The sequence below is a fragment of the Stenotrophomonas sp. 82F1 genome (assembly GCF_056861525.1).
Genome location: NZ_JBSPUD010000015.1, coordinates 76,596 through 100,175, shown reverse-complemented (window position 1 = coordinate 100,175; position 23,580 = coordinate 76,596). Strand labels below are relative to the sequence as shown.

Here is a 23,580-nt window from a genome sequence, read left to right as displayed (position 1 = left end):
CCTTTCCTGCGGAAAGGGATCCGACCCCGATCAGGTATTGCCTGGGTCAGTTGTCCAGACGGGCCGCGGCGGCAGCGGCCTCGGCCGGAGTGTCCGGCGCTTCCCCCTTGGCCACCAGGGTGGTCAGGGCCAAGTCGCCGGTCACGTTCAGCGCGGTGCGGCACATGTCCAGGAAGTGGTTCACGCCCAGAATCAGGCCGATGCCCAGCGGATTGACGCCGACCATCGCACAGATCATCGCCACCACCGGCAGCGAGCCGGACGGCACACCGGCCGTACCGATGCCACCAAGGATGCAGACCGCCATCACCATGACCTGCTGGCCGATGCTCAGGTCGACACCGAAGAACTGGGCCAGGAAGATCACCGTCACGCCCTCGAACAGCGCGGTGCCGTTCTGGTTGGCGGTGGCGCCCACGGTCAGCACGAAGCGCGACACGCGCTGCGGCAGGCCCATCTGGTCGGCCACGCGCAGCGCGGTCGGCAGGGTTGCGTTGCTGGAGGCGGTGGAGAAGGCCATCACCGTCGCCTCCTGGGTCTGCCGGAAGAACGCCAGCGGCGAACGCCCCGACAGCCATACCGCGGTGCCGTAGGTCACCACCATGTGCAGGCCGAGTGCCAGCACCACCACGCCCACGTAGGCACCCAGGCGGATGATCAGGTCGAAGCCGAACAGCGCAGCCAGGTTGAACATGAAGCAGGCCACGGCATACGGCGCCAGGCGGATGACCAGGTTGATCAGGGTCATCGAGATTTCGAACACGCCTTCGATGGCGCGACGCAGCGGGGCCACCTTGGCCTCGTCGGTCAGCACCATGCCGATACCGAACATCAGCGCAAAGAACATCAGCGACAGGATCGCGCCATTGTCCGAAGCGGCCTGCAGCACGTTGCTCGGCACGATCGACAGCAGCATGTCCATGCCCTTCGGCGTGCCATGGATGCCAGCCACGATTTCCTTGCTGCGCTCGGCGTTCTCCGACAGCATCAGCGCGGCCACCTGCGGGTCGACGCCGGCACCGGGCTTGAGCAGATTGACCAGCACCAGGCCGATACCCACGGCGATGCCGGACAGCAGCACGGTGTAGGCCAACGTCTTCCAGCCGATGCGGCCAAGGGCGCGGATGTCGCCCATCTCCGACACGCCCATGATCAGCGCCGAGAAGATCAGCGGCACGATCAGCATGAAGATCAGGTTGAGGAACAGGCCCGAAGCCGGGGTGGTGACGTAGTCCATTACCCACTTGGCACCGGTCTGCAGGCCTTCGACGCTGCCGCCCAGGGCATGCACGATCAGTCCCAGGACCAGGCCGATCGCAAAGCCGATGCCCATCTTCCAATGCAGGGGCAACTTCTTCTTGTCGGCAGCAGCTGCTGTCATGCGCGGGATTCCTCGAAAAATGAATCTACTCTAACAAAGCGCGCAAGCCGCGCCGGTTCAGGGTTGCCGCGGCGGATACAGCGGTGGCAGCCCAGTGTCGACGGCGCCGCTGGCGGCCGACCAGTGCGGTCCGTCACGGAAGCTCTCGCGCAGGCGGGCCCGCAGCGCGCTGACCTCCCCCAGCCCGCCCCAGCGCGCCTGCTGCAACGCCTGCAGGGTCTGCCGCTGGGCCGGATCGGCCAGCCGCTCGATCACCTGTTCCAGACGCTCCACGCCCGCCATCGAACACAGCAGCGCCTCCACCTGGTCAAAGCCCTCGCCATCGATGGCCCGGCGCAGCTCGGCCACGCTGGCACGCGACGAAGGCGCAGGTGCAATGGCCCCGGGGCGGGTAACCGTACGGGCGTGGGCGACCGCATGGCGACCACGTCGCCATCCCCATGCCAGGGTCAACAGCCACAGCAGCGCCAGGCCTGCGGCGGCGGCCATCCACGGCCACGGCCGGGTACCGGCTGCGGTCGGTGCAAGAGAGGACGCAACAGCGGGTGCGGCAGCTTCCGGCAGCGCGGCATCGGTATCGATGGGTTGCGCCACGGGCGCGCCGGCCCGGCCCGCCGCCACGGCCAGCTGCAGATCCGGCAGGCTGGCCTGCTGGGCACTGCCGCTGTCCACATTCCACCACGCCACGCGCGGCCCGGGCACACGCAGCGATCCCACCTGCCGCGGCACGATCGAATAGCGCCGGGTGATCTTCAGGCGTGGCGTGCTGCCGTTGAAGGTCTCCTCGTACTGGGCCGGTTCGGCGAACACCTGTGCGGCATCGCCGAGGTCAGGCACGGGCAGATCGGTGAACTGCGCCCGGGTAGCGCCGTTGGCGATTGCTTCGACCATCACGGTGGCGGCTTCGCCCGTGCGCGCAGTGCTGGGTGCGGCGGTGTAGCGCAGCTGCAGGCTGTGCAGTGGCAACCATGGCTGCACGGCCTGCGCCGGTTGCGCCTGCACCTGCAGCGTGCGTTCGGCACCGACGGCATTCATGCGGCCATCGCCACCGCTGCCGAAGAAGTCATCGAAGAAGCCCCCGGCACTGCGGCCGGTGAAGCGCGCGCCAGGCAGGCGCAACGCACCGCTGCGCTCGGGGATCAGCAGGAAGCGACGTTCGACTACGTTGTAGCGACGGCCGTTGACCTGGCGCACGTCGCTGCGGTCCTCGCCCACCCGCTGCAGCGACGCGCCACTGGGGGTGTCGAGCACCAGTTCGCCCGACGCCAGCTGCGAGGCGAAGTACAGCCTGACCACCACGCCCACGCTCTGCTGCACGTAGGGCGTCGGGTCATCCACCTCGGTTTCGATGAAGGCGGTGGCATTGCTCTGCGGGGTGGCCACCACGGCATCACTGACCTGCAGCACCAAGGGCACCGTGCGTGCACTGCCGACCTGCAACGAAGGCACCTGCAGCGTACCGGTGCGGCGCGGCGTCAGCGCAACCGTATAGAGGTTGCGCTGTTGGACGCCACCGTTGCTCCACTGCACCTGGCGATTGCTGCTCTGCGCACTGAGCACGAAATCGGCATTCAACGGTGCATAGTCCGGTGCACCTTCGTCGGTCTCGATGTGCAGGGTGACCGCGTCACCGGCGGCGATGCTGTCCTGTTCCAGCCAGGCGCGCGTCTGCGCCATGGCCACCATCGGCAGCCACAGCAGCAGCATCGCCAGCACAGGCAGAGGCCACCGGAATTGCCTGCTCGCCATGCCTGTCATCGCCCTTCCCTCTTTCTACGTTCGTTTTCCAACTGGAACTTGGCCCGCAGCAGTGCCCCCGGATCATCCGGTACGCGCCGCATCCAGGCCTCCACGGCCTGCTGCTCCTCGCGCTGTTGCGGCGTGCCGCCATCGCCGCGCACTGCCGTCTTGCCGGCGTCGCCAGCACGCGCCTGCTGCAGGGCCTGCTGCATGCGCTGACGCTGCTGGGCGTCGGCCTGCGCCTGGGCCTGCGCGTCGGACGCCTGCGGCGGTGGCGGCCTCGCACCCTGCTGGCCGGAGCCTGCAGACGTCGGATTCTGCTGGCCTTGTTGGCCCTGCGGTTGCCGCTGGCCTTGTTGGCCTTGTTGCGGATTCTGCTGACCCTGTTGCGGCTGATTCTGCTGACCTTGTTGGCCTTGCTGGCCCGGTTGATTCTGCTGCTGGCCCTGCTGGCCTTGCTGGCCTTGCTGGCCCGGTTGATTCTGCTGCTGGCCCTGCTGCTGGCCCGGCTGCGGCTTCTGCTGCCCCTTGCCCTGCCCCTGGTCATTGTTCGACGGCGGCTTGCGCTTGCGCGCAGCGTCGACCACGGCGCGGTTGGCGACGGCGTCGGCCATCTGCGGGTGGCGCGTCAGGGCCTTGTCGTAGGCGGCGATGGCGCCGTCGTAGTCACCCTGGCGGGCAAGCACGTTGCCGAGGTTGTACCAGCCGGCATCGCTGTCGATGCCTTCGAACTGCTTGCGGGCAGTAGCGAAATCACCTTGACGGTAGGCCTGCACGCCCGCGGCCAGGCGCGCGTGCTCACGCTGGTCGGCACGTTCCCACAACGTGCCCGCTGCCGCTGCAGGTGTCGGCGCGCGCGGCTGCGCCTGCAGCTGCCCGCTCAAGGGCAGAAGACCCACGGCCAGTACCGCCGCCAGTACCGCGCGACGACGGAATGCCAGCAGTGCCAGCAGCATCACCGGCGGCAACAACCAATAGCCTTCGTCCTGCCATTGCCGGGCCTGCCCCGGCCTCTGCAATGCGCCGCCATCGCTGGCATCCAGCACATCCAATGCCTGCAGATCGCGATCATCGTTGGCGATGCGCTGGTAACGCCCGCCGCCTGCGGTGGCGACGGCACGCAGGCTGGTTTCATCCAGCGCGGCCTGTGCGATCTGGCCTTGACCATCGCGGTAGGCGGCGCCGGACGGCGTGCCCAGGCCCAGCACCGACACCTGCAGGCCGAGACCACGCGCCTGCGTTGCCGCAAGCACCGCTTCGCTGTCGGCCTGGTCGCTGACCAGGAGAATCTGGCCGCGCAGGGCACCGGTCTGGCGCAGCAACCGCACCGCCCAGTCGATGCCACGGTCGGCGCGCTGGCCATCACGCGGCATCACCTCCGGCGCCAGCGCGTCCAGGTACAGCGCCACGTTGGCCGCGTCGTCGGTCAACGGCGCCACGGTATAGGCGTCTTCGGCATAGACCACCAGGCCTACCTGCCCGCCTTGACGGGCGCGCAGCAACGCACCGATTTTTGCCCGCGCCTGCAGCAGGCGCGAGGGAGGAAGGTCGGTCGCGGTGATGCGGCTGGACAGATCCAGCACCACCACCAGCGGCGCGCTGGCCTGATAGACCGGCTGCGCCTGCTGCCGCCAGCTGGGTCCAGCCATCGCCAGTGCAGCCAGGGTCCAGCCCAGCAGCAACGCCCAGGGCAGGCGCGCGCGTCGCTTCCCCTCTCCAGCCAGCAAATGCGACAACAGATGGGCATCGACCGCCTGCCGCCAAGCATCGCTGCGCCGTTGCCGGTACACGGCCACCGCCACGATCAGCGGCAGTGCCGCCAGCATCCACAACCAGTCCGGACGCAGGAAATGCAGCGCGCTCCAATCGAATGCGCTCCAGTCGGGCATTTTCAGCAAGGTGGCGCTCATCGGCGACGCTCCGGCCATACCCACGCCAACGCGCCCAGCAGCAACGCGACAGCCAACGGCCACGCATAGCGCTCGTTGCGCGGACGCAGTGTCGGCCCCTTCGCGGCAATCGGCTCCAGCCTGTCCAGTTCGGCATAGATGCCGGCCAGCTGGTCGGTGTCACGCGCACGGAAGAAGCGACCACCGGTCATCTCGGCGATCCTGCGCAGCGTTGCCTCGTCCACCGGGTCGCGGTCGGCGGCCACGGGAATGCCGAAGAACCGCGCACTACCGTCGCTGCCAAAGGCCACGGTGTGCACGCGCACGCCTTCGGCACGTGCCAGCTCGGCCGCGCGCAGCGGCTCCAGCACACCGGCGTTGCTGACGCCGTCGGTCAGCAGGATCAGTACACGCTGCCCTTCGGGCTGGCTGCGCAGGCGTTTGACCGCCAGCGCGATGGCATCACCAATGGCCGTCTCACGCCCGGCCAGGCCAACCACGCTGTCGCGCAGTTGATCGCGCACGCTGGACAGATCCGCGGTCAACGGCGTGAGTGTGTAGGCACGATCGCCGAACACCAGCAGGCCGACGCGATCGCCGGCACGACGATCGAGGAAATCAGCCAGCACCGCCTTGGCAGCCGTCAGACGCTCGACCGGCTGTGCGCCAAGCACCATGTCCGGCTCGCTCATGCTGCCGGATACATCCATCGCCAGCATCATCTGCCGGCCTTCCTGTGGCGGGGTGATCGCCTCACCCAGTTGCTGCGGTCGCGCCATCGCCACGCACAGCGCCAGCCAGCCCAACCACAGCAAGCCGCTGCGCAACCAGGAAACCCCGACGCGGCCGCCGCCCGCCAGTGCTTCCAGTTCGGCAGCGGCGTAAGGCACGCGCAGCGCAGCGCCAGGTTCGGCACGCCGTTTCCACGCGTACATCAGGATCGGCAACGGCAGTGCCAGCAGCGCCAGCGGCCACGCCAGCTGCAGATCCGGCCAGGGCCAGTAAGCTGCCAGCGCGCTCATCGACGGCGCTCCTGCAGCAACGCCAGGTAGCGCGCCCGCGCCCACGCGCGCACATCGGCCACGGCGGCGGCATCCACATGGGGACGATAGGCCCCCTCGGCCAGCAGGTTGCGCTGCGCAGCCGGAAGGGTGTCCTTGGGATCGACATACTGCCACCACGCGACATCGCGCAGCGCTTCGCTGCCGGGGCGTGCCTGACGCGCCGCACGCCGCAGCAGGCTGGCGATGGCGGCCAGTTCCGACGGTTCGCCGGTCACAGCAGCGATCTCCTGATCGAACAGACGCAGCCACTGTTGCCGGCGGCGACGGCGACGCCAGGCCACCGCAGCAACGATCACCAGCACCAGCAGGATCAGGGCGATCAGCATCAGCCAACCGGGAGCCGGCGGCCACCACGAGGGCGAAGCCGGCAACTGCACATCACGCAGTGGCAGGGAGGCACTCATGCCGGCACCTCCGTCGCTGCCGGTGCCAGCCAGGCATCGCTGGCCGCGTCGGTGGAAAGCACCTGCACATCGACGCGACGCGCGGCGAGCTGGCTGCGCAGCTGCTGCAGGGGTTCGACGAAATGCGCCTGCCAGTGCGCCTGTACATCGCTGCGGCGCAGGTCCAGGCCGATGCGCTGCTGTGCGGCGAGAAACTGCAAGGGGGCCGCCGGCGGCTGCAGCTCGAGCGGATCGACCAGCAGCAGCAGACTCAGGTCATGGTGCTGGGCCAGTGCGCTCCAGCGCGCTGGCGGAATGCGGATCGCCTGCAGCGGATCGGCCAGCACCAGCATCCGCGCGCCGGGGCGCAGCACCCGCCCAGCATGGTCCAGCGCGCGCTCCAGGCCGAGGTCATCGGCCGGTGGCTGCGCGTACCAGCGCGTGAGTGCATCAAGTACACGCAGTACCCCACGGGCACCGCCGGCCGGTGCGATCGGCGCCTCACGATCACTGCCGCGCAATGCACCGATGCGGTCGCCGCGACGCTGCGCAGACCATGCCGCGACGGCGCCGGCACGTGCTGCCTGCACCGATTTGAAGCGAACGCGGGTACCGAAATACAGCGCAGGCGACGTATCGGCAACGATCAGGGTGACCCGCTCGCGTTCTGCCTGGAACAGTTTGGTGTGCGTGCGACCGGTGCGCGCAGTGACGCGCCAGTCGATGTGGCGCGCGTCGTCGCCCGCCACGTACTCGCGTGATTCGGCATATTCCATGCCTCGTCCGCGCAGCGGCGACGGCGCCTGGCCTGCGCTGCCCGCGCGCCCTCGACGAGGCGGCGGCGGGCGCTGCGCCAGGCGGCGCAATGCCACCAGCTCGGCCAGCTGTGGGCGCAGACCATCGCCATCACTGGTGCTCGGAGCAGGTCCGTTGGGCGTGCCGGTCATGCGCGCACTCAGGGTGCCGGTACCCGGGCCAGCAGTTCCTGTACCAGGCGTTCGCCATCCCAACCTTCGGCGATGGCTTCATAGCTGGGCAGGACCCGATGGCGCAGCACATCGGCCGCCACGGCGCGCACGTCGTCAGGGGTGACGAAATCACGCCCTGCCAACCACGCCCGCGCCCGCGCGCACCGCTCCAGTGCGATGGAGCCACGGGGGCTGGCGCCCCACGCGATGCGGCGCCCCAGCGAGGCGTCGTAGCGCGAAGGGTCGCGCGAGGCCAGCACCAGTTCGATCAGGTAGCGCTCCAGCGCGGGGGCCATGTGCAGTTCCAGCACCTCGCGGCGCGCATCGAAGACATCCTGCATCGGCAGCTTTTCCGGCGCCACTGCGGTTTCACCAAGCGCACCTCGGGCACGCTCGCGGGCCAGCCGCAGGATTTCCGACTCGGCCGTCTGGTCCGGATAACCGATGCGTACGTGCATCAGGAAACGATCCAGCTGTGCTTCCGGCAGCGGGAAGGTGCCTTCCTGCTCGATCGGGTTCTGCGTGGCCATCACCAGGAACAACGAGGGCAGCGCGTAGGTGTGACGGCCGACGGTCACCTGGCGTTCGCCCATCGCTTCCAGCAGCGCGGACTGCACTTTGGCGGGCGCGCGGTTGATTTCGTCGGCCAGCAGGATCGGGTGGAAGATCGGCCCCGGCACGAACTCGAAGCGCCCTTCCTGCGGGCGCCAGATCTCGGTACCGGTCAGGTCGGAAGGCAACAGATCCGGGGTGAACTGCACCCGCGCGAAGTCTGCTTCCAACCGTGCCGCCAAGGCGCGGATGGCCGTGGTCTTGGCCAGGCCCGGAGCGCCTTCCACCAGCAGGTGGCCATCGGCCAGCAAGGCGATCAGCAGGCGTTCGACCAACGCCGCCTGACCGACGATCTCGGCTGACAGTGCATCGCGCAGGTCGCTGAAGGCCGCATGCAGGCGCGAGGTGATGGGGGCAGGCGGCGGAGAAACGGATTCGGGCATCGGCGGAGGCAGGTTCATGGGGGCCTTTGACCGGCGCAGGATGGCTCGGGTTCCCCACATCATCGCAGGCCGTCCGGCTGCTGGCATCAAGAACGGCTGAACAGCCTCCACGCATGGCGTGGATCTACTCGCCCATCCACGCATGGCGTGGATCTACTTGAGGGACGTGGCGTGGATCCATTGCGCCCATCCACGCATGGCGTGGATCTACTTGAGGACGTGGCGTGGATCCATTGCGCCCATCCACGCATGGCGTGGATCTACCTTGGCAAACGACGCGGGGCCGCACATGGCGGCCCCGGTCGGATGCAGCAGGTGAAACGCCTCAGTTCTGGCGGGCCACGCGCAGGACCTTCGGGGTCACGAACACCAGCAGTTCGGCCTTGTCCTTGTTGCGGCCACGCTTCTTGAACAGGTTGCCGAGGAACGGCACATCGCCCAGGAACGGTACCTTGCTGACACTGTTGCGGTCGGTGAACTCGTAGACGCCACCGATCACCACGGTCTGGCCATCTTCCACCAGCACGGCGGTATTGACCTCGCGGCGGTTGATGGACGGCACCGTGCCGTAGCCCTGCAGCTGGATCAGCTGGTCGACCTCATCCTTCTTCACCGCCATGTTGAGGAACACGCGGTTGTCGTTGGTGATGGTCGGGGTGACCTTCAGTTCCAGAACCACTTCCTTGAACTGGACGTTCGGGGTCTGTGCGCCACCTGCGGCACCGCCACCACTGATGGTGACGTAGCCGATTTCCTTGCCCTGCTTGATCAGCGCTTCACGCTGGTTGGTGGTCACCACGCGCGGGTTGGAAATCACTTCGCCACGCGACTCTTCCTGCATGGCCGACAGTTCAACGTCGAGCAGATAGCCAGCATTGAGGATCGACAGTGCCAGCGAACCCGGGTTGCTGGCCGCTGCCACCGGCAGGTTCCAGTTCAGGCCGCGGGTGATGGTGGGGCCCACCGGCACCGGCGCCGGCCCCGTCCTGCCACCAGCCACCCATTGGTTGAACGCGTTCTGGTTGGCAATGGACGTAGTGACTTCCGAGTCGCGGTTCTTGGCATTGGAGTCCAGGTCGCCGCTGAAGTACACGTTGTCACGGCTGCCGCTGATGCCGAACTTGGCGCCCAGCTCGCGCGCGAAGGTATCAGTGGCGATGACGATGCGGGCTTCGATCAACACCTGGTCAACCGGACGGTCGATGACGTTGATCAACTCACGCATACGCGCGATCTTCTTCGGAATGTCGCTGATCATCAGCGTGTTGGTGCGTTCGTCAGCGACGATGCGGCCACGTGCCGAGAGGAAGCCACTTTCTTCCTGCGAGCTACCGCCGCCGCTTCCACCGCCACCACCGCCACCGATGCCCTTGGCCTCGGTCAGTGCTTTGAAGATCTGCGTGGCGCTGTGGTAGTTGATCTGGACGTAGTCGGTCACCAGGTCTTCGCGGTTTTCGATGGCGATGCGCGCGTCTTCCTTCTCCTGCTCGAACTTGGCCAGCTCGGACTGCGGCGCAACCCACACCACGCTGCCGTCACGACGCTTGTCCAGGCCCTTGGCACGCAGCACGATATCCAGTGCCTGGTCCCACGGCACGTTGACCAGGCGCAGGGTCACATTGCCCTGTACCGAGTCGGAGGCCACCACGTTCAGATTCGACTCTTCGGCGATCAACTGCAGCACGGTGCGCACGGGCACGTCCTGGAAGTTGAAGGTCACCGGCTTGCCGGCATAGCCGCGCTGCGGCACGCCCTTGGCGGCCTGGGTCACGCTGCCGGCAGTGACTGCGCCAACGGCGGCCTGCGCCTGCCGCGGACTGATCTCCACCACATACTCGTTGCCACTCTGGTAGGCCAGCGACTCGACCGGACCGCCCGTGCTCAGCACCAGCTGGGTGCCGGCGCCGGACGGCTTGGCGTCGATGCGCTGCACCGGGGTGGCGAAGTCGGTGACGTTCATCGGCTTCTGCAGGTTGGCCGGCAGGCGCGCGTTGCCGACATCGACCACCACGCTGTTGCCCTGGCTGCGCAGGTCGGGCATGGCGCCCTGGCCGTCGAACTGCAGGATCAGGCGGCCCGCGCCGTCATCGCCACGCTTGAAATCGATGCGTGCGACCGACAGGCCTGCCGGTGCAGCGGCCGGCGTGGCCGCCAGCGCCGTGCCGGTCGGCTTTTCCGACGGTGCGGCGGCCAGCGCCGGAGCGCAGGCCAGCATCAACGCGACTCCCAGCGCGCTGATGCGGTTCAAGGTAGTGCGCCGGATGGGACGCAGCCCCTTGGCTTGGTGAAAGGTCATCGTGCTATCCCCAGTAAACGATCATTGATCTTCCAGCGCGAGCGTTGCTGGACGTTCCAGCCAGCCACCCGCGCCATCCGGCACCAGTTCGATCAGCTCCACGCGGTCTTCGAAGACCGCGGTGACCCGCCCGTCGCTCTGCCCCAGGTAACCGCCGGGACGCACCCGATAGGTCACCTTGTCCGGCCCCATCACCAGCGCCACGGTGCCGGCGCCTGTTCCGATGGTGCCGACCATGTCCAGCGCGTCCAGCGGGAAGCCTTCCATCGGCTCCTTGCGCCGGTTCGGGTCTGGCCGCAGCCCCCCATTCCCCTGCTGCGGATTGGTCCAGGCATCGGTGAACGGATCGCGCATGCCCTGCGCGGAATACTCGAAGGTCTCGAACTGCTGCATCACCGGCAGCGGCTCCAGCGGCTGCGCCGGTCGCGCACGCTCGCTTTCGACCCACTTTTCCAGGTTGGGTGCATCACCCGGCGTGCTGGTCACGCCGCGGCCACAGGCGGCCAGCAGCAGCACCGTCAACGCCATGCCACCACGTGCAATGAAGGAACGGATCACTTCTTCGCCTCCTTGCCCGCTTCAGCCTTCTGCTGTTCCTCGACCTCGGCCTCATCCAGGTAGCGGTAGGTCTTGACCGTACCGGACAGTTCCAAAGCACCGGCCCGGATGTTGCCGCCGGTCTTGTCCTTCGGCTTGAGGTTGATGTCGTGCATGGTCAGGATCACCACCCGCGGCAACGAGGCCACGCCGCTGACGAAGGCACCGAACTGGTGGTAACTACCCACCATCCGCAGCTTGATCGGCTTCTCGGCGTAGAACTCCTTGATCTGCTCCTGCTCAGGCTCGAACAGCTCGTTGGCCAGGCCGCTGGACAGCGCGGTCTGCGAGATGTCGATGATCAGGTCCGGCATCTCGGTCTTGCTGGGCAGCTGCCGCAGCATCTGCTGCAGGACCTGCTCCATCTGTGCCAGCTGCTGCTTCAACGGTTCCAGGTTGACTGCGCGTTCCTGTTCCTTGGTGAACTCGGCCCGCAGCTCGGTTTCCCGCGATTCCAGTCCAGCCAGTTCCTCGCGCTTGCCGCTGATCAGCAGCATCCACAGCACGAACATGATCACCAGGGCGATCAGCGAGCAGAACACGATCTTCGCGTTCCTCGGCCAGTTGCCGATGTCGTTGAAATCGAGGTTCTTGATGTCGACTTTCTTGCTCATGCGCGATCCCCCTGCAGCGGGGCGTGGAAGGCCTGCGGCGGCTGCGCCAGGCGGCTGCCCTCAGGCTTGGTGGCCGGTGCGGCCGGTGCAGGCTTGGCGGGCGCAGGCGTTGCCGCCGGTGCCGGGGCCTGTGCCGGAGCCGTTGCAGGCGTGGCCGCCGGTGCCGTAGCCGTCCCCGGCTGCGGTGCGGCAGCGGCAGGCGCCGCGGCGGCGGGCCCGGCACTGAGCGGTGCGACCGTCGGTGCCGCTGGTGCGGTGCTGGCCACGCTGCCATCAGGGTTCAGGCCCGGCGTGGTCGCCGCTTCCTCGCTCTGCGCGGGCAGCTTGACCTTGACCTTGAACACGTAGGGCAATGCCTTGATGTCGGCCACCGGACCGGTCGCGCGCCCGTCCTTGTCCTTGTCCGGCTCACGCGCCTCGATGATCGCCAGCTCCGGATTGGTCATCCAGCCGGAGACTTCGAGGTTGCGCATGTAGGCCGAGACCCGGGCGTTGGACTGGGTGCGGCCCTCCAGGGTCAGCACGTCGCCTTCCTGCTGCAGGGCGGTCAGCACCACGCCATCGGGAATGGTGCGGACCAGCGCATCGAACAGGTGGACCATCTGCGAGCGCTTGGCCTGCAGCTGCTCGATCACCGCCTTGCGGGCCAGCAATCGGTTCTTCTGCTCGTCGAGGCGATCGATTTCCTTGTTCTGCTCCTTGACCTTGTCGATCTCGGTCTGCAGGTAAGCGTTGCGATCGTTCTGCCCGCTGACCTGCATGTCGTAGTAGAACCAGATCAACAGCGACAGCAGCAGGCCACCCAGCGCGGCCATGCCCAGCATGACGCCGAACTCGCGCTGGCGTTGCTTGCGCCGTTCGGCGCGCCAGGGCAATAGATTGATGCGTGCCATCAGTCAAAGCTCCTCAGCGCCAGACCGGTCGCGATCATCAGCGCGGGGGCGTCCTGGGCCAGCGCGTGCGCCTGCACCTTCGGCCCCAGGGTCATCTGTGCCAGCGGGTTGGCGACCACGGTCGGCACGCCCAGCTGTTCCTCGACCATCTCCGGCAGGCCTGCAAGGGCGGCACAGCCGCCAGCCAGCACAATGTGATCGACCCGGTTGAACTCGCTGCCGGCGTAGAAGAACTGCAGCAGACGGCTGATCTGCTGCACCGTGGCTTCCTTGAACGGCTCCAGCACTTCCATCTCGTAGCTTTCCGGCAGCCCGCCCTGGCGCTTGGCCAGACCGGCTTCCTCGTAGCTCAGGCCATAACGGCGCATGATCTCGTCGGTCAGCTGCTTGCCACCGAACACCTGTTCGCGGCTGTACAGGCTGCGGCCACCGCGCAGTACGTTGAGGGTGGTCATGGTGGCGCCGATATCGACCAGCGCAACCACGCCCTCGGCCGAAACCGGCAGCTCGCTGGCCACCAGGGCGAAGGCGTTCTCGACCGCGAAGGCCTCCACGTCCATCACCTTGGCCTGCAGGCCCCCCAGTTCCAGTGCGGACTGGCGCAGCTCCACATTTTCCGAACGCGAGGCAGCCAGCAGCACCTGGACCATTTCCGGGTTGTTCGGGATCGCCCCGATCACCTCGAAGTCCAGGTTCACTTCCTCGATCGGATACGGAATGTAGTTGACCGCTTCCAGCTCGATCTGGGCTTCCATGTCGTTCTCGTCCAGGTCGGCCGGCATCGGGATCACCTTGGTGATCACCGCCGAACCGGCCACGGCCGCAGCGGCCAGCTTGGCCTTGCTGCCGGAACGGTTCATCGCCCGGCGGATGGCCTCTCCCACGGCCTCCACTTCGACGATGTTCTTCTCCACCACCGCGTTCGGCGGCAGCGGTTCCACGGCATAATGTTCCACACGGAAACGGTTGCCGCTACGGGAAAGCTGCAACAGCTTTACCGCAGTCGAACTGATGTCGACGCCAATGAGTGGCGACTGACTTTTTGGGATGAGCCCCACGGTTTCTCCCCTGCCGACGGGCACTTGGACGCAAGAGCTGCGTCCGCGCATTAATAACGTATTCTTAGCAAATGGCAACCGCCCTGCTGTGACATCCCTCACAGGATGAACACGCAGCCCCTAGCGTCCCCTTGCACTCCCCAGTGCCGGCCCCAGCCGCCACCTTGCGTAATCTATACTCTGCGACCACGAAATTCGCAATCGGAATCTGACACCGATGACCCGTCTCCGCCGCTGGCTGCGCTGGATCTTCCTTGTTGTCCTGGTCCTGGCGCTGGTCGGAGCGGCCGCCGTTGGCGGCCTGTACTACGCCGTTTCTTCCAAGCTTCCCGACGTGCAGACCCTGCGCGACGTGGAAATGCAGGAGCCGATGTACGTCTACGCTGCCGATGGCAAGCTGATGGCGGTGTTCGGTGAGACCCGGCGTACCCCCATCACCATGAAGGACGTGCCGGAGAAGCTGAAGCAGGCGTTCCTGGCGACCGAGGATGCCCGCTTCTACGAGCACGGCGGCGTGGACTACAAGGGCATCGGTCGCGCGGTGTGGCTGCTGGCCACCACCAACGACAAGCGCGTGCCCGGTGGCTCCACCATCACCCAGCAGGTGGCCCGCCAGTTCTTCCTCAGCTCCGAGTACAGCTATACCCGCAAGCTGGCCGAGATCCTGCTGGCGCGCAAGATCGAGTCCGAGCTGAGCAAGGACGAGATCTTCGAGCTGTACCTGAACAAGAGTTTCTTCGGCAACCGCGCCTACGGCGTGGCCGCTGCTGCCGAGTTCTACTACGGCAAGAAGCTGGGCGAGCTGGACCTGGACGAGATGGCCTCGCTGGCCGGCATCCCCAAGTTCCCGTCCTCGGGCAACCCGATCTCCAACCCGGAGCGCGCCCGTCAGCGCCGTGACAACTATGTGCTGCAGCGCATGGCCGACCTGAAGTTCGTCAGCCAGGCCGAGGCCGACGCGGCCAAGGCCGTGCCGATGCACGCCACCGCGCACGAGCCGCCGGTGCAGGTCGATGCCCCGTACGTGGCCGAGCTGGTACGCCAGGAAATGATCGCCCGCTTCGGCGGCGACGTGGTCAACAAGGGTTACCACGTCACCACCACGATCGATTCGACCCTGCAGACCGCGGCCAACCTGTCGGTGCGCGACGGCCTGCTGCTGTACGACCATCGCCACGGCTGGCACGGCGTGGAGAAGCAGGTACAGCTGGGTGCCGGCGATGACGCCGCTGCACTGGCCGAGCACCTGCGCGGCATGTTCGGCCAGTCCGGCCTGCTGCCGGCGATCGTCGCCAGCACCGGCGCCGACGGCAGCGCCACCGTAGTGCTGGCCAACCGCAGCGAGATCGTGCTGCCGGCTGGTGCCGCCAAGTGGGCCAACAAGAGCCCGGCCAAGCTGGTACAGCGCGGCGACATCGTGCGCGTGCGCGCCGGTGCCAAGGAAGGCGAGTGGCTGCTCGACCAGCTGCCGCGCGGCCAGTCCGCGCTGGTCTCGCTGGACGCCCACAGCGGCGCACTGAAGGCGCTGGTCGGTGGCTTCAGCTTCTCCGGCAACAAGTTCAACCGTGCCACCCAGGCCCGTCGCCAGCCGGGGTCGAGCTTCAAGCCGTTCGTCTATGCGGCCGCCTTCGACAAGGGTTACAACCCGGCCTCGATCGTGCTCGACGCCCCGGTCGTGTTCCGCGACCGCCGCGGCAAGACCTGGGCGCCGCAGAACGACGGTGGTGGCTTCCGTGGCCCGATGCGGCTGCGTGAAGCGCTGGTGCAGTCGCGCAACCTGGTCTCGGTGCGCCTGCTTGATGGCATGGGCGTGGACTACGCGCGCAAGTACATCAGCCAGTTCGGCTTTGCCGAATCCGAGCTGCCGCCGAACCTGTCGATGTCGCTGGGTACCGCCTCGCTGACGCCGCTGTCGGTGGCCCGCGGCTATGCCGTGTTCGCCAACGGCGGCTCGCGCGTGGACACCTGGCTGATCGACCAGGTCAACGACCGCGATGGCAACCTGGTGTTCAAGGAAAACCCGGCGATGGCCTGCCGCGACTGCGCCGGCAGCAGCGACCAGCCGGTGAACCAGGTGGTGGACGGCTTCAACTTCGGCGCCCCGGCCCCCAAGGTCGACGCCACCGCCGCCAAGGCGGAAGCCAAGACCGAAACGCCGGCCGCACCGGCCAATCCGGACGCGCGTACCGCACCGCGTGCGATCGACGCCCGTACTGCCTACCAGCTGGTGTCGATGATGCGCGACGTGGTCCAGCGCGGTACCGGCGCGCAGGCCAAGGTGCTCGGCCGCGAGGACGTGGGCGGCAAGACCGGCTCCACCAATGACCACCGCGACGCCTGGTTCTCCGGCTTCGGTGGCCCGTATGTGACCACCGTGTGGGTGGGCCGCGACGACTTCCGTTCGCTGGGCTACCGCGAATACGGTGGCAAGGCGGCCCTGCCGATCTGGATCGACTACATGCGCACCGCGCTGAAGGACACCCCGATCGCGCAGAACGAACCGCCGAGCGGCATGGTCCAGGCCACCCTCAACGGTGCGGTGGAGTGGGTGAAGGTGGAAGACATGGACCGCCTGACCGACTACGACCTCAACCTGCAGAGCACCCCGCAGGCCGACGCGGCCGCGTTCGATATCTTCTGAGGCCAGGCTTGGTAGGTGCCAACCTTGGTTGGCACTGCCCTTTGTAGAGCCGAGCCCATGCTCGGCTCCGGTGGCCCGCGGTAGAGCAGCCGAGCATAGGCTCGGCTCTACAGCATCAACGGCACCCTCTTGCTCGGGTAAACGCCAACCCTCGTTGGCACCTCCGTGAAATACCCACGCAGATGTCACATGCCTGCGCTAGTCTGTAGCCAGGTCGCAATAGGGAGTCATCGCATGCACCGCGCTCACCAGCATGCTGCCAGCCAGACCCGCGAACGGCGTCATCGCCTCGCCCACGAAGCCGCCCGGCTGATGGCCGAAGGCGGAATCCGCGACTTCCACCAGGCCAAGCTCAAGGCTGCCAGCCGTCTTGGCATCCACGACGATGCCTCGCTGCCCCGCAACATCGAAATCGAACAGGCGCTGCGCGAATACCAGCGGCTGTTCTCCGGCCCACAACACGGCAACGAACTGCAGCGGCGCCGCGAATCCGCGTTACGCGCGCTGGAGTTCCTGCACGGCTTCTCGCCGCGCCTGGCCGGGCCCGTGCTGGACGGTACCGCCGATGCCAACAGCCCCGTGCAGCTGCACCTGCACAGTGACGACCCGGAGGCCGTGCATCGCTTCCTGGACGAGCATCGCATTCCCGCCGAATCGCGTACGCGACGCCTGCGACTGGACCGCGAGCGCAACCTGGACGTGCCGGTGTGGGTGTTCAGTGCCGAAGAACTGACCTTCGACCTCGCGGTGCTGCCCTACGACGCCCTGCGCCAGGCGCCGCTGTCGCCGGTGGATGAAAAACCCATGCGCCGGGCGTCGGCCACGCAGCTGCGGCAGCTGCTGGCCGAGATGGAGATAACCGCCTACATCGGCGGGTGACCGGTGCAGAGCCGAGCCCATGCTCGGCTCAGGGCTGCCGCGATCTGCGCCAAGAGCAGCCGGGCATGGCTCGGCGCTACTGGAAGATCAGCTGTTCCTCGGACGGGGTTGCCAATCGCGCCAACCACGGCACTGCGGCACGATGTGGATACTCGGCCATCATGCGTGCATGCATCTTCTGCAGGTCATGCAGGTTCCAGGCGTGCGAATACACATCCTGGAAATCGTCCGCCCAACCACTGCGCACCCGCATGCGTTCGCCATCAAGGTTCGGCACCAGGTACCACGGCACCTGCAGGATCTCGGCCAGGGCCTTGTTGCGTACGGCGCTATCGCGCCCCGACCGCTGCAGCTGTTCGATGCGGAAACTCACCCGCCGGCAGGGAAAAGGCATGCACGCACCGGTCGCGTTGATGTAGTCGGCGATGTCGGCGTACATGTCCGCCTGCAGCTTCATCGCCACCGGGTCCTGCAGTGTCTGCCGCACCCGCAACGTGCGCTGGGTACTGCCGCGGATCTCGGCGGCACTATAGAAGGGATCACCCGGCGTCGTGCCGCCGTGGCGCACCAGCACGATGCGATGGATCGCTTCATCGGTCAGCACTTCCACCCGCACGGCCGCGGCCTGCGGATGGATGCGCGGCTGCGGCACGTTCAGCACGCGCCAGAACCCCCACACCATCAGCCCCATGCAGATCATCAGCAGCAGACATGCCAGCGTCCACGTATCCATGTCGTGGGTGACGTAGCGGATGCGGGCGCGCCAGACGTAGTAGCGCCGGTAGGTCATGAAGCGGCTCATGAAGTTGTACATCGCAATTTCCTCTGCAATGGCCCCGGCGCGGCGGGGCTCGTTACGCGCACCACGCCGGGGCGTCATGGCTTACCAGCCGATGCCCACACCCACGCCCATGCTGCGTTCACCACTGTTGGTGAACGCACCATTGAGGCTGAAGGTGGCTGAGCCCTTGTCGTTGAGTACGCGCTGGTAGCCCACCGCCATGGCCGACTCGCCCTCGGCGTAGCCCACGCCCGCGCCGAGGCGGTTGTAGGTGGCCAGGCCAGCGGTGTTCATGGCCATGGCCGTCTGCGCACTGCTCATCGCCGCCATGCGGTTGAAGCGCTTGTCCATCTTGTCCAAGCGACGCTCGAAGTTGCTGATGGCGCCATCGGTGTACTCGTTGGCGCGGGCCAGCATCTTCTCCAGTTCGGCGGTATCGACCTGCGGCGCGGGCGACGGCGTGTCGTCCTGCTTCGACTTCGGCTGCGGCGTAAGCGACGTGGCCTCGCCTGCCGAGGCCACCTGCGGCGAATCGCTGGCATCCGGCGTCGGCGTGACCTGTTCGGTCGGCGCAGCGGAAGCGGTAGCCACCGCACGCGACTGCGGCTGGCCATCCACACGCTGCTCCAGACCATCCATGCGGCCATTGAGCTGCTGCTGCACGGCGTGCAGCTGGCCACCGTTGACCGCCTCGCGGCTGCCGGCGGCAATCAGGCCGTTGGCCACGTTGGAGATGACCATGCCGTTGGCGCCGGCCAGCGTGAGCTGGGCGGTGCCGTCGCTGCGGGTGGAGGGAGCTTCCTGGAAGACCGAGCGGAGCTGGGTTTCGACGCGGTCTACACGGGAACCGGTGGTGACTACGGCGGAGTCGAGGGTAGTGAGTGCGTCGTTGACGGTGCTTTGGTGCTGACCCTGGATGTTGAATCCGGGGGTGGTGACGTTGCCGTTGGCGTCGATGTTGCCGCCGAGGGCGGACAGGGCGCCGCGGAGCTGGCCGATGGTGGCTGCGTCGTTGGTGTTGCGGCCGTTGGCTACACCCGTGAGGCGGCGCTTCAGCCAGTCATTGCCGAAAGACACAGTGTCTGCATCATCGGCAATAGATTGATAGCCGATGGCAACCGAATTGCTGGCATTAGAACGGACCTCACTCCCTGCACCGAGAGCGATGCCCCCTCTAGCAGCCACTTGGGTCCTGCCACCCACGGCGAAGCCGTCTTCCGCTTGCTCATGGACGTAGGAAGCGCGCCCCAATGCCACCGAATTCTTTCCTTGGGCCGTTGCCCATGCACCCACAGCGACGCCGCCTTCTGAGCGCAACGACGCCTTTGCGTTCTTGCCAATAGCTACCCCAGCTGGGCCTGCTTCAGCTGGATACTGCCAGTCCTCAGGCATCCAGCCAAATGCGAGATTGCTGCCCTTTTCTTCGATGGAGTGCAGTCTCAGGTTCGTGCTGTACAGCTGGCTCCCACGCACCACATCCGAACTATCAGCGGCGAGGCGCGCATCGGCGACACCGGTCAGGCGTGCGCCACCGAAATCAATGGGGTTCCCATCGCTGGTCTCGGTCAGCAGATTCCTCTGATCCAAACTCCAATCGCGCTGCATCGCATCAAGGTCGCGTCGATTACGTTCGATCTTCTGCTCTGTGGCATACAGCTGATTGCCAGTCACCGCATCACGACTACCCTCTCCAATTCGGCCATCGGCCAGATTCGACAGAACCATGCCTTGCGCGCCTGCCAGATTCAGTTGGCCCACTTCATCCGCCCGGGTTGAGGGCGACTGTTGGAACGTCGCACGCAGCTGACCTTCGAGGTCATCTACGCGACTGTCTGACCTGACCACCGCCCCATCGAGTGCAATCAAGGCGTCTCCGACATTGTTCTGCCTGCCACCTTGCACGTTATAAGCTGGCCCAACAACGTTCCCCAAAGCATCCAAGCCTGCACCGCCACCGAGTCCAGCAAGAGCTTCGTTCAGCTGCGCGATTGTGGAGACGTCACCCTCTGCGATACCCCGACTTACATTCACCAATCGGCGTTGGTACAGACTCGTTCCAAAGGAGACGGTGTCAGATTCCCTTGCAACTGATCCGGCCCCCACGGCGACGGATCTGGCCGCAGTGGCATCAACCCTACTATTCGCGCCAACCGCCGTTGTTTCGACTGCCGCTGCGCGTGAACCAGCACCGAGCGCGAAAGAACTCTCCGCCCCCTTCTCCACAAGGGCCCCTCTGCCGAGGGCTACAGAGTTCTTGCCACTCGCGTTGGCATATGCCCCTACCGCGGTTCCTCCCTCATGTTCAACGCTTGCCTGCGCCGAATCACCGATGGCCACGCCAAAGGCGCCCGACCTAGCGGCTTCGCTGAGGCTGTCGCTTCCAATACTGAGGAACATTCCAGCGCTCTCGATTGCATTGACGCGCTCATTGGTCACAAACAACTGCCCACCGTTCACAGCATCCGTGCTGGCCGCAGAACTGATATCCCCGGCCGCCACACCCGAAACGCGCGCGCCCTCCATATCCACCAGGCGGCGGTCAGTACTGAACTTCACCACACCATCCAGATCCGGATCGAAGTTGTCGAAATCCGTACGCAGCGCATCCAGCTCGATCCGGTTGTCGGCGATACGTCCGTCTTGATCCGCCAGTTGCTGTGTATGCCCGGCCAGCGCTTGTCGCTGCGTCTCCACCAAGCTATTGGTTGCAAACAGCTGCTGTCCGGTCACCGCATCGGTACTGGAGGTACTGAGCACGCCATTGGCCAGGTTCTGCAGCTTGCGCTTGGCGCCGGTCTTGTTGGCAACGTCAATCACGGTGCCGGTGTTGTCCGCGCCCAGACGCAGGTTTCCACTTGCGGAAACCTGCCCCACCAAGCCATCCAGAACTGCCACACGCGCTTGCGCACCGTCTGCGGTCGTCTTCACTGCGGCGACGCTACTGTTGGTGGCATGCAGCTGCTTGCCGGTCACCGCCTCGGTACTTGAAGTGCCCAGCGCCCCATCCTTTACCCCAGAGATGCTGCGAACGGCATTGGACTTGTTGCGGACATCCAGCACGGTACCTGTGTTCTCACCACCCAGCCGGACATTGCCACTGGCAGACACCTGCCCCACCAGACCAGCCAAAGCATCGGCTTTCTGTACAGCGCCATCGGCCACGCCACGGGCAGCATCGGCCGCCGTCTTCGCTGTGGTTGCCGCAGTGCGCACGCTGGTCACTTCGCTGTTGGTGGCATTGAGCTGCTGCCCGGTCACCGCATCAGTGCTGGACGTGCTCAGCACGCCGTTGGCCAGGTTCTGCAGCTTGCGCCTGGTACCCGCCTTGTTGGCAACGTCGATGATCGTGCCTGTATTTTCCGCACCTACCCGCACGCTCCCGCTCGCCGACACCTGCCCCACCAGGCCATCCAGTACCGCCACCCGCGCCTGCGCGCCGTCTGCAGTCACCTTCACCGCCGCCATGCTGGTATTGGTGGCGTGCAACTGTTTGCCGGTCACCGCGTCACTACTCGAGGTATTCAAGGCGCCATCCGCCACGTTGACCACTTTGCGCTTCAACGAGCCATTGCCCACCGAGACCTGATTGGTGGCAGTGGTTGTTGAGCCATTACCTAGCGCCACAGAGCCCGCGTGCGTCGCACTTGAGCGGTCGCCGAGTGCAAGCGCGCTCTGTGCCGTGGCGTTCGCCTGATTTCCCACTGCAGAGGCATACAGGCTGCTGGCGACAGCGCCGCGCCCCACTGCCGTCGCTTGATTGGCCGACGCATTGCTCTGGAAGCCGAGCGCCGTGGCATAGGTGCCTTTGCCGGACGCCTCGTGACCGACGGCAATGCCTCGATCACCGGTTGCAACAGCGTCCAGTCCGAGTGCCACCGCACCGTTGCCGCTGCGGGTACCAGCACCGATGGACACACCCGCGTTGCCACTGATCTTGTTGCCCGCGTCATCCACCGTCGCGCGAGCGTCCGCGCCCATGGCGACACTCTTGCCGTTGTAGGCCTTGGCGTTGTTGCCCAGTGCCGTGCTGATGCCATAGCTCACCTGCTCTGCCACAGCGCCCGCGCCCAGTGCCACGGCACTGGCATTCAGCCGCGCAGTCACTGCATCAGCCGCTACCTGCGCCTTGCTGACATTGGCGTTGGTTGCAGTGAGCTGCTTGCCCGTGACCGCCTCGGTACTGGAGGTGGTCAGCGCGGCATCAGCCAGCCCGGTGAGCCGGCGGTTGGCATTGGACTTGTTGCGCACGTCCAGCACGGTGCCGGTGTTCTCACCGCCCAGGCGTACATTGCCGCTCGCCGATACCTGGCTGACCAGGCCGATGACTGCGTTGGCCTTGTTCAGTGCTGTGTTGGCGTTGGTGTTTGCCGTATTGGCCGTGGATTGGGCGGCGGTGGCGGCGGTCTTCGCCGCGGCGGCGGCGGTCTGCGCGCTGGCTACATTCGTGTTCGTGGCATTCAACTGCTTGCCTGTCACCGCGTCAGTACTGGTTGTCGACAGGCGTGCATCGGCCACATTCACGATACGCCGCTTGGTGCTGCCATTGCCCACCGAGACGGTATTGGATTCATTGGCCAACGAATGGGATCCCAATGCAAGGCTGCCGGATTTCTCGGCCTTCGCACCGTAGCCGAGCGCCACCCCGTCGTAGCCGGAGTTGGATTCACCACCGATTGCGATCGCGCCGGTGAATCCGCCGGTTCCTGCGTACGCATTGCCGCCGATAGCAATCTTTGAGATGCCTGCCCCGGCATCCGTCATGGACCCACTTCCCACGGCTATGGAGTTCTCGGTGCGAGCCTTGGCATTCTGCCCAAGCGCGGTTGCTCCAGTGCCATTGGCCTCACTGTAGGTGCCTACAGCAGTGCCATACCCGCCATTCTTGGTGATGGCATAGTGGCCGAGCGCAATACTGTTGTCTCCCCACGCCTCCGAGAGGCTTCCCAGCGTCACGCTTCGCGCACCTGCGGCGCGGCTGCTGATGCCTGCCGCAAGACTATGTTCACCGCTGGCACGTGCTTCCGACCCCAGTGCCATGGACTCCTTGCCGTCGATGACACTCCAGTTGGAGCGCGACGTGTTGCTGTACACGTCGCCACGATTGACTGCCCGGATCTCGAACGCACGCCCGTTGTCGCCGGTCGTTGCAGCGAAGGCACTCAGTGTCTGCCGTGCCCACCAGGCCGCGTCATCTTCCTCGTCCTCGCTCGCTCCAGCAGCCGGCACTACCAGCAACGAAAGAAGCAGGAGACCACCAGCACGAAGAGAGACAGATGCCTTGCCGCGCGATGGCGTAAATTCGCTGGCCACTACCCAGCACTGCCGGGCTCGATTCCACAGACGACGATATATGCGATTCATTGAATCTCCTTAACTGAGGGTGCGAAGAGATGCCCCACCA

At 66.2% G+C, this 23,580-nt stretch carries 16 protein-coding genes; 2 read left to right on the top strand and 14 right to left on the bottom strand.

The window, feature by feature from the left end:
- Window positions 1-46 precede the first annotated feature (46 nt).
- The 12 genes from AC13GI_RS14835 to AC13GI_RS14780 all read right to left on the bottom strand — a co-directional run bounded on the left by AC13GI_RS14835 (window position 47) and on the right by AC13GI_RS14780 (window position 13,878).
- Entirely contained in the window at window positions 47-1,381 is a 1,335-nt protein-coding gene (locus AC13GI_RS14835; protein WP_099820835.1) for a dicarboxylate/amino acid:cation symporter, read from the bottom strand.
- A 57-nt stretch (window positions 1,382-1,438) separates the two neighbouring features.
- A complete protein-coding gene (locus AC13GI_RS14830) occupies window positions 1,439-3,139 on the bottom strand; it encodes a BatD family protein (RefSeq protein ID WP_482996692.1) in 1,701 nt (566 codons plus the stop codon).
- Entirely contained in the window at window positions 3,136-5,010 is a 1,875-nt protein-coding gene (locus AC13GI_RS14825; protein ID WP_482996699.1) for a tetratricopeptide repeat protein, read from the bottom strand. The genes AC13GI_RS14830 and AC13GI_RS14825 overlap by 4 nt, the downstream gene beginning before the upstream one ends.
- A gap of 17 nt (window positions 5,011-5,027) precedes the next feature.
- Window positions 5,028-6,032, bottom strand: coding sequence for a vWA domain-containing protein (locus AC13GI_RS14820; protein WP_482996691.1), 1,005 nt, complete (start codon window positions 6,030-6,032; stop codon window positions 5,028-5,030).
- The gene (locus tag AC13GI_RS14815) at window positions 6,029-6,478 is read right to left on the bottom strand and encodes a DUF4381 domain-containing protein (RefSeq protein ID WP_482996690.1); all 450 of its coding nucleotides are present in this window, start codon (window positions 6,476-6,478) and stop codon (window positions 6,029-6,031) included. Before AC13GI_RS14815 ends, AC13GI_RS14820 begins: the two co-directional genes overlap by 4 nt.
- Window positions 6,475-7,404, bottom strand: a complete 930-nt coding sequence (locus AC13GI_RS14810) for a DUF58 domain-containing protein (RefSeq protein WP_482996689.1) — start codon at window positions 7,402-7,404, stop codon at window positions 6,475-6,477. Before AC13GI_RS14810 ends, AC13GI_RS14815 begins: the two co-directional genes overlap by 4 nt.
- Window positions 7,405-7,412: 8 nt before the next feature.
- Window positions 7,413-8,438 carry an AAA family ATPase gene (locus AC13GI_RS14805; protein WP_099820830.1) on the bottom strand — a complete coding sequence of 342 codons (1,026 nt, stop codon included), beginning with the start codon at window positions 8,436-8,438 and terminating at the stop codon, window positions 7,413-7,415.
- 307 nt (window positions 8,439-8,745) lie between these two features.
- The gene (locus tag AC13GI_RS14800) at window positions 8,746-10,716 is read right to left on the bottom strand and encodes a type IV pilus secretin PilQ (protein ID WP_482996688.1); all 1,971 of its coding nucleotides are present in this window, start codon (window positions 10,714-10,716) and stop codon (window positions 8,746-8,748) included.
- 21 nt (window positions 10,717-10,737) lie between these two features.
- Complete coding sequence (locus AC13GI_RS14795) at window positions 10,738-11,244, bottom strand: pilus assembly protein PilP (RefSeq protein WP_080150643.1); 507 nt, start codon at window positions 11,242-11,244, stop codon at window positions 10,738-10,740.
- Window positions 11,245-11,270: 26 nt separating this feature from the next.
- Window positions 11,271-11,927, bottom strand: coding sequence for a type IV pilus inner membrane component PilO (locus AC13GI_RS14790; protein ID WP_099820828.1), 657 nt, complete (start codon window positions 11,925-11,927; stop codon window positions 11,271-11,273).
- Window positions 11,924-12,820 carry a PilN domain-containing protein gene (locus AC13GI_RS14785; RefSeq protein WP_482996687.1) on the bottom strand — a complete coding sequence of 299 codons (897 nt, stop codon included), beginning with the start codon at window positions 12,818-12,820 and terminating at the stop codon, window positions 11,924-11,926. The genes AC13GI_RS14790 and AC13GI_RS14785 overlap by 4 nt, the downstream gene beginning before the upstream one ends.
- Window positions 12,820-13,878 (bottom strand): pilus assembly protein PilM, encoded by a 1,059-nt coding sequence (locus tag AC13GI_RS14780; protein ID WP_032951624.1) that lies wholly within the window; start codon window positions 13,876-13,878, stop codon window positions 12,820-12,822. Before AC13GI_RS14780 ends, AC13GI_RS14785 begins: the two co-directional genes overlap by 1 nt.
- A gap of 217 nt (window positions 13,879-14,095) precedes the next feature.
- Between AC13GI_RS14780 and AC13GI_RS14775 the strand changes: the two genes are divergently transcribed.
- A complete protein-coding gene (locus AC13GI_RS14775; RefSeq protein ID WP_482996686.1) occupies window positions 14,096-16,519 on the top strand; it encodes a penicillin-binding protein 1A in 2,424 nt (807 codons plus the stop codon).
- Window positions 16,520-16,753: 234 nt separating this feature from the next.
- Window positions 16,754-17,398, top strand: coding sequence for a hypothetical protein (locus tag AC13GI_RS14770; protein ID WP_482996685.1), 645 nt, complete (start codon window positions 16,754-16,756; stop codon window positions 17,396-17,398).
- Window positions 17,399-17,474: 76 nt separating this feature from the next.
- On the opposite strand, the gene AC13GI_RS14765 is transcribed toward AC13GI_RS14770, so the two are convergent.
- Window positions 17,475-18,212 carry a hypothetical protein gene (locus tag AC13GI_RS14765; protein ID WP_482996684.1) on the bottom strand — a complete coding sequence of 246 codons (738 nt, stop codon included), beginning with the start codon at window positions 18,210-18,212 and terminating at the stop codon, window positions 17,475-17,477.
- Window positions 18,213-18,281: 69 nt separating this feature from the next.
- A complete protein-coding gene (locus AC13GI_RS14760) occupies window positions 18,282-23,540 on the bottom strand; it encodes an ESPR-type extended signal peptide-containing protein (RefSeq protein WP_482996683.1) in 5,259 nt (1,752 codons plus the stop codon).
- Window positions 23,541-23,580 lie beyond the last annotated feature (40 nt).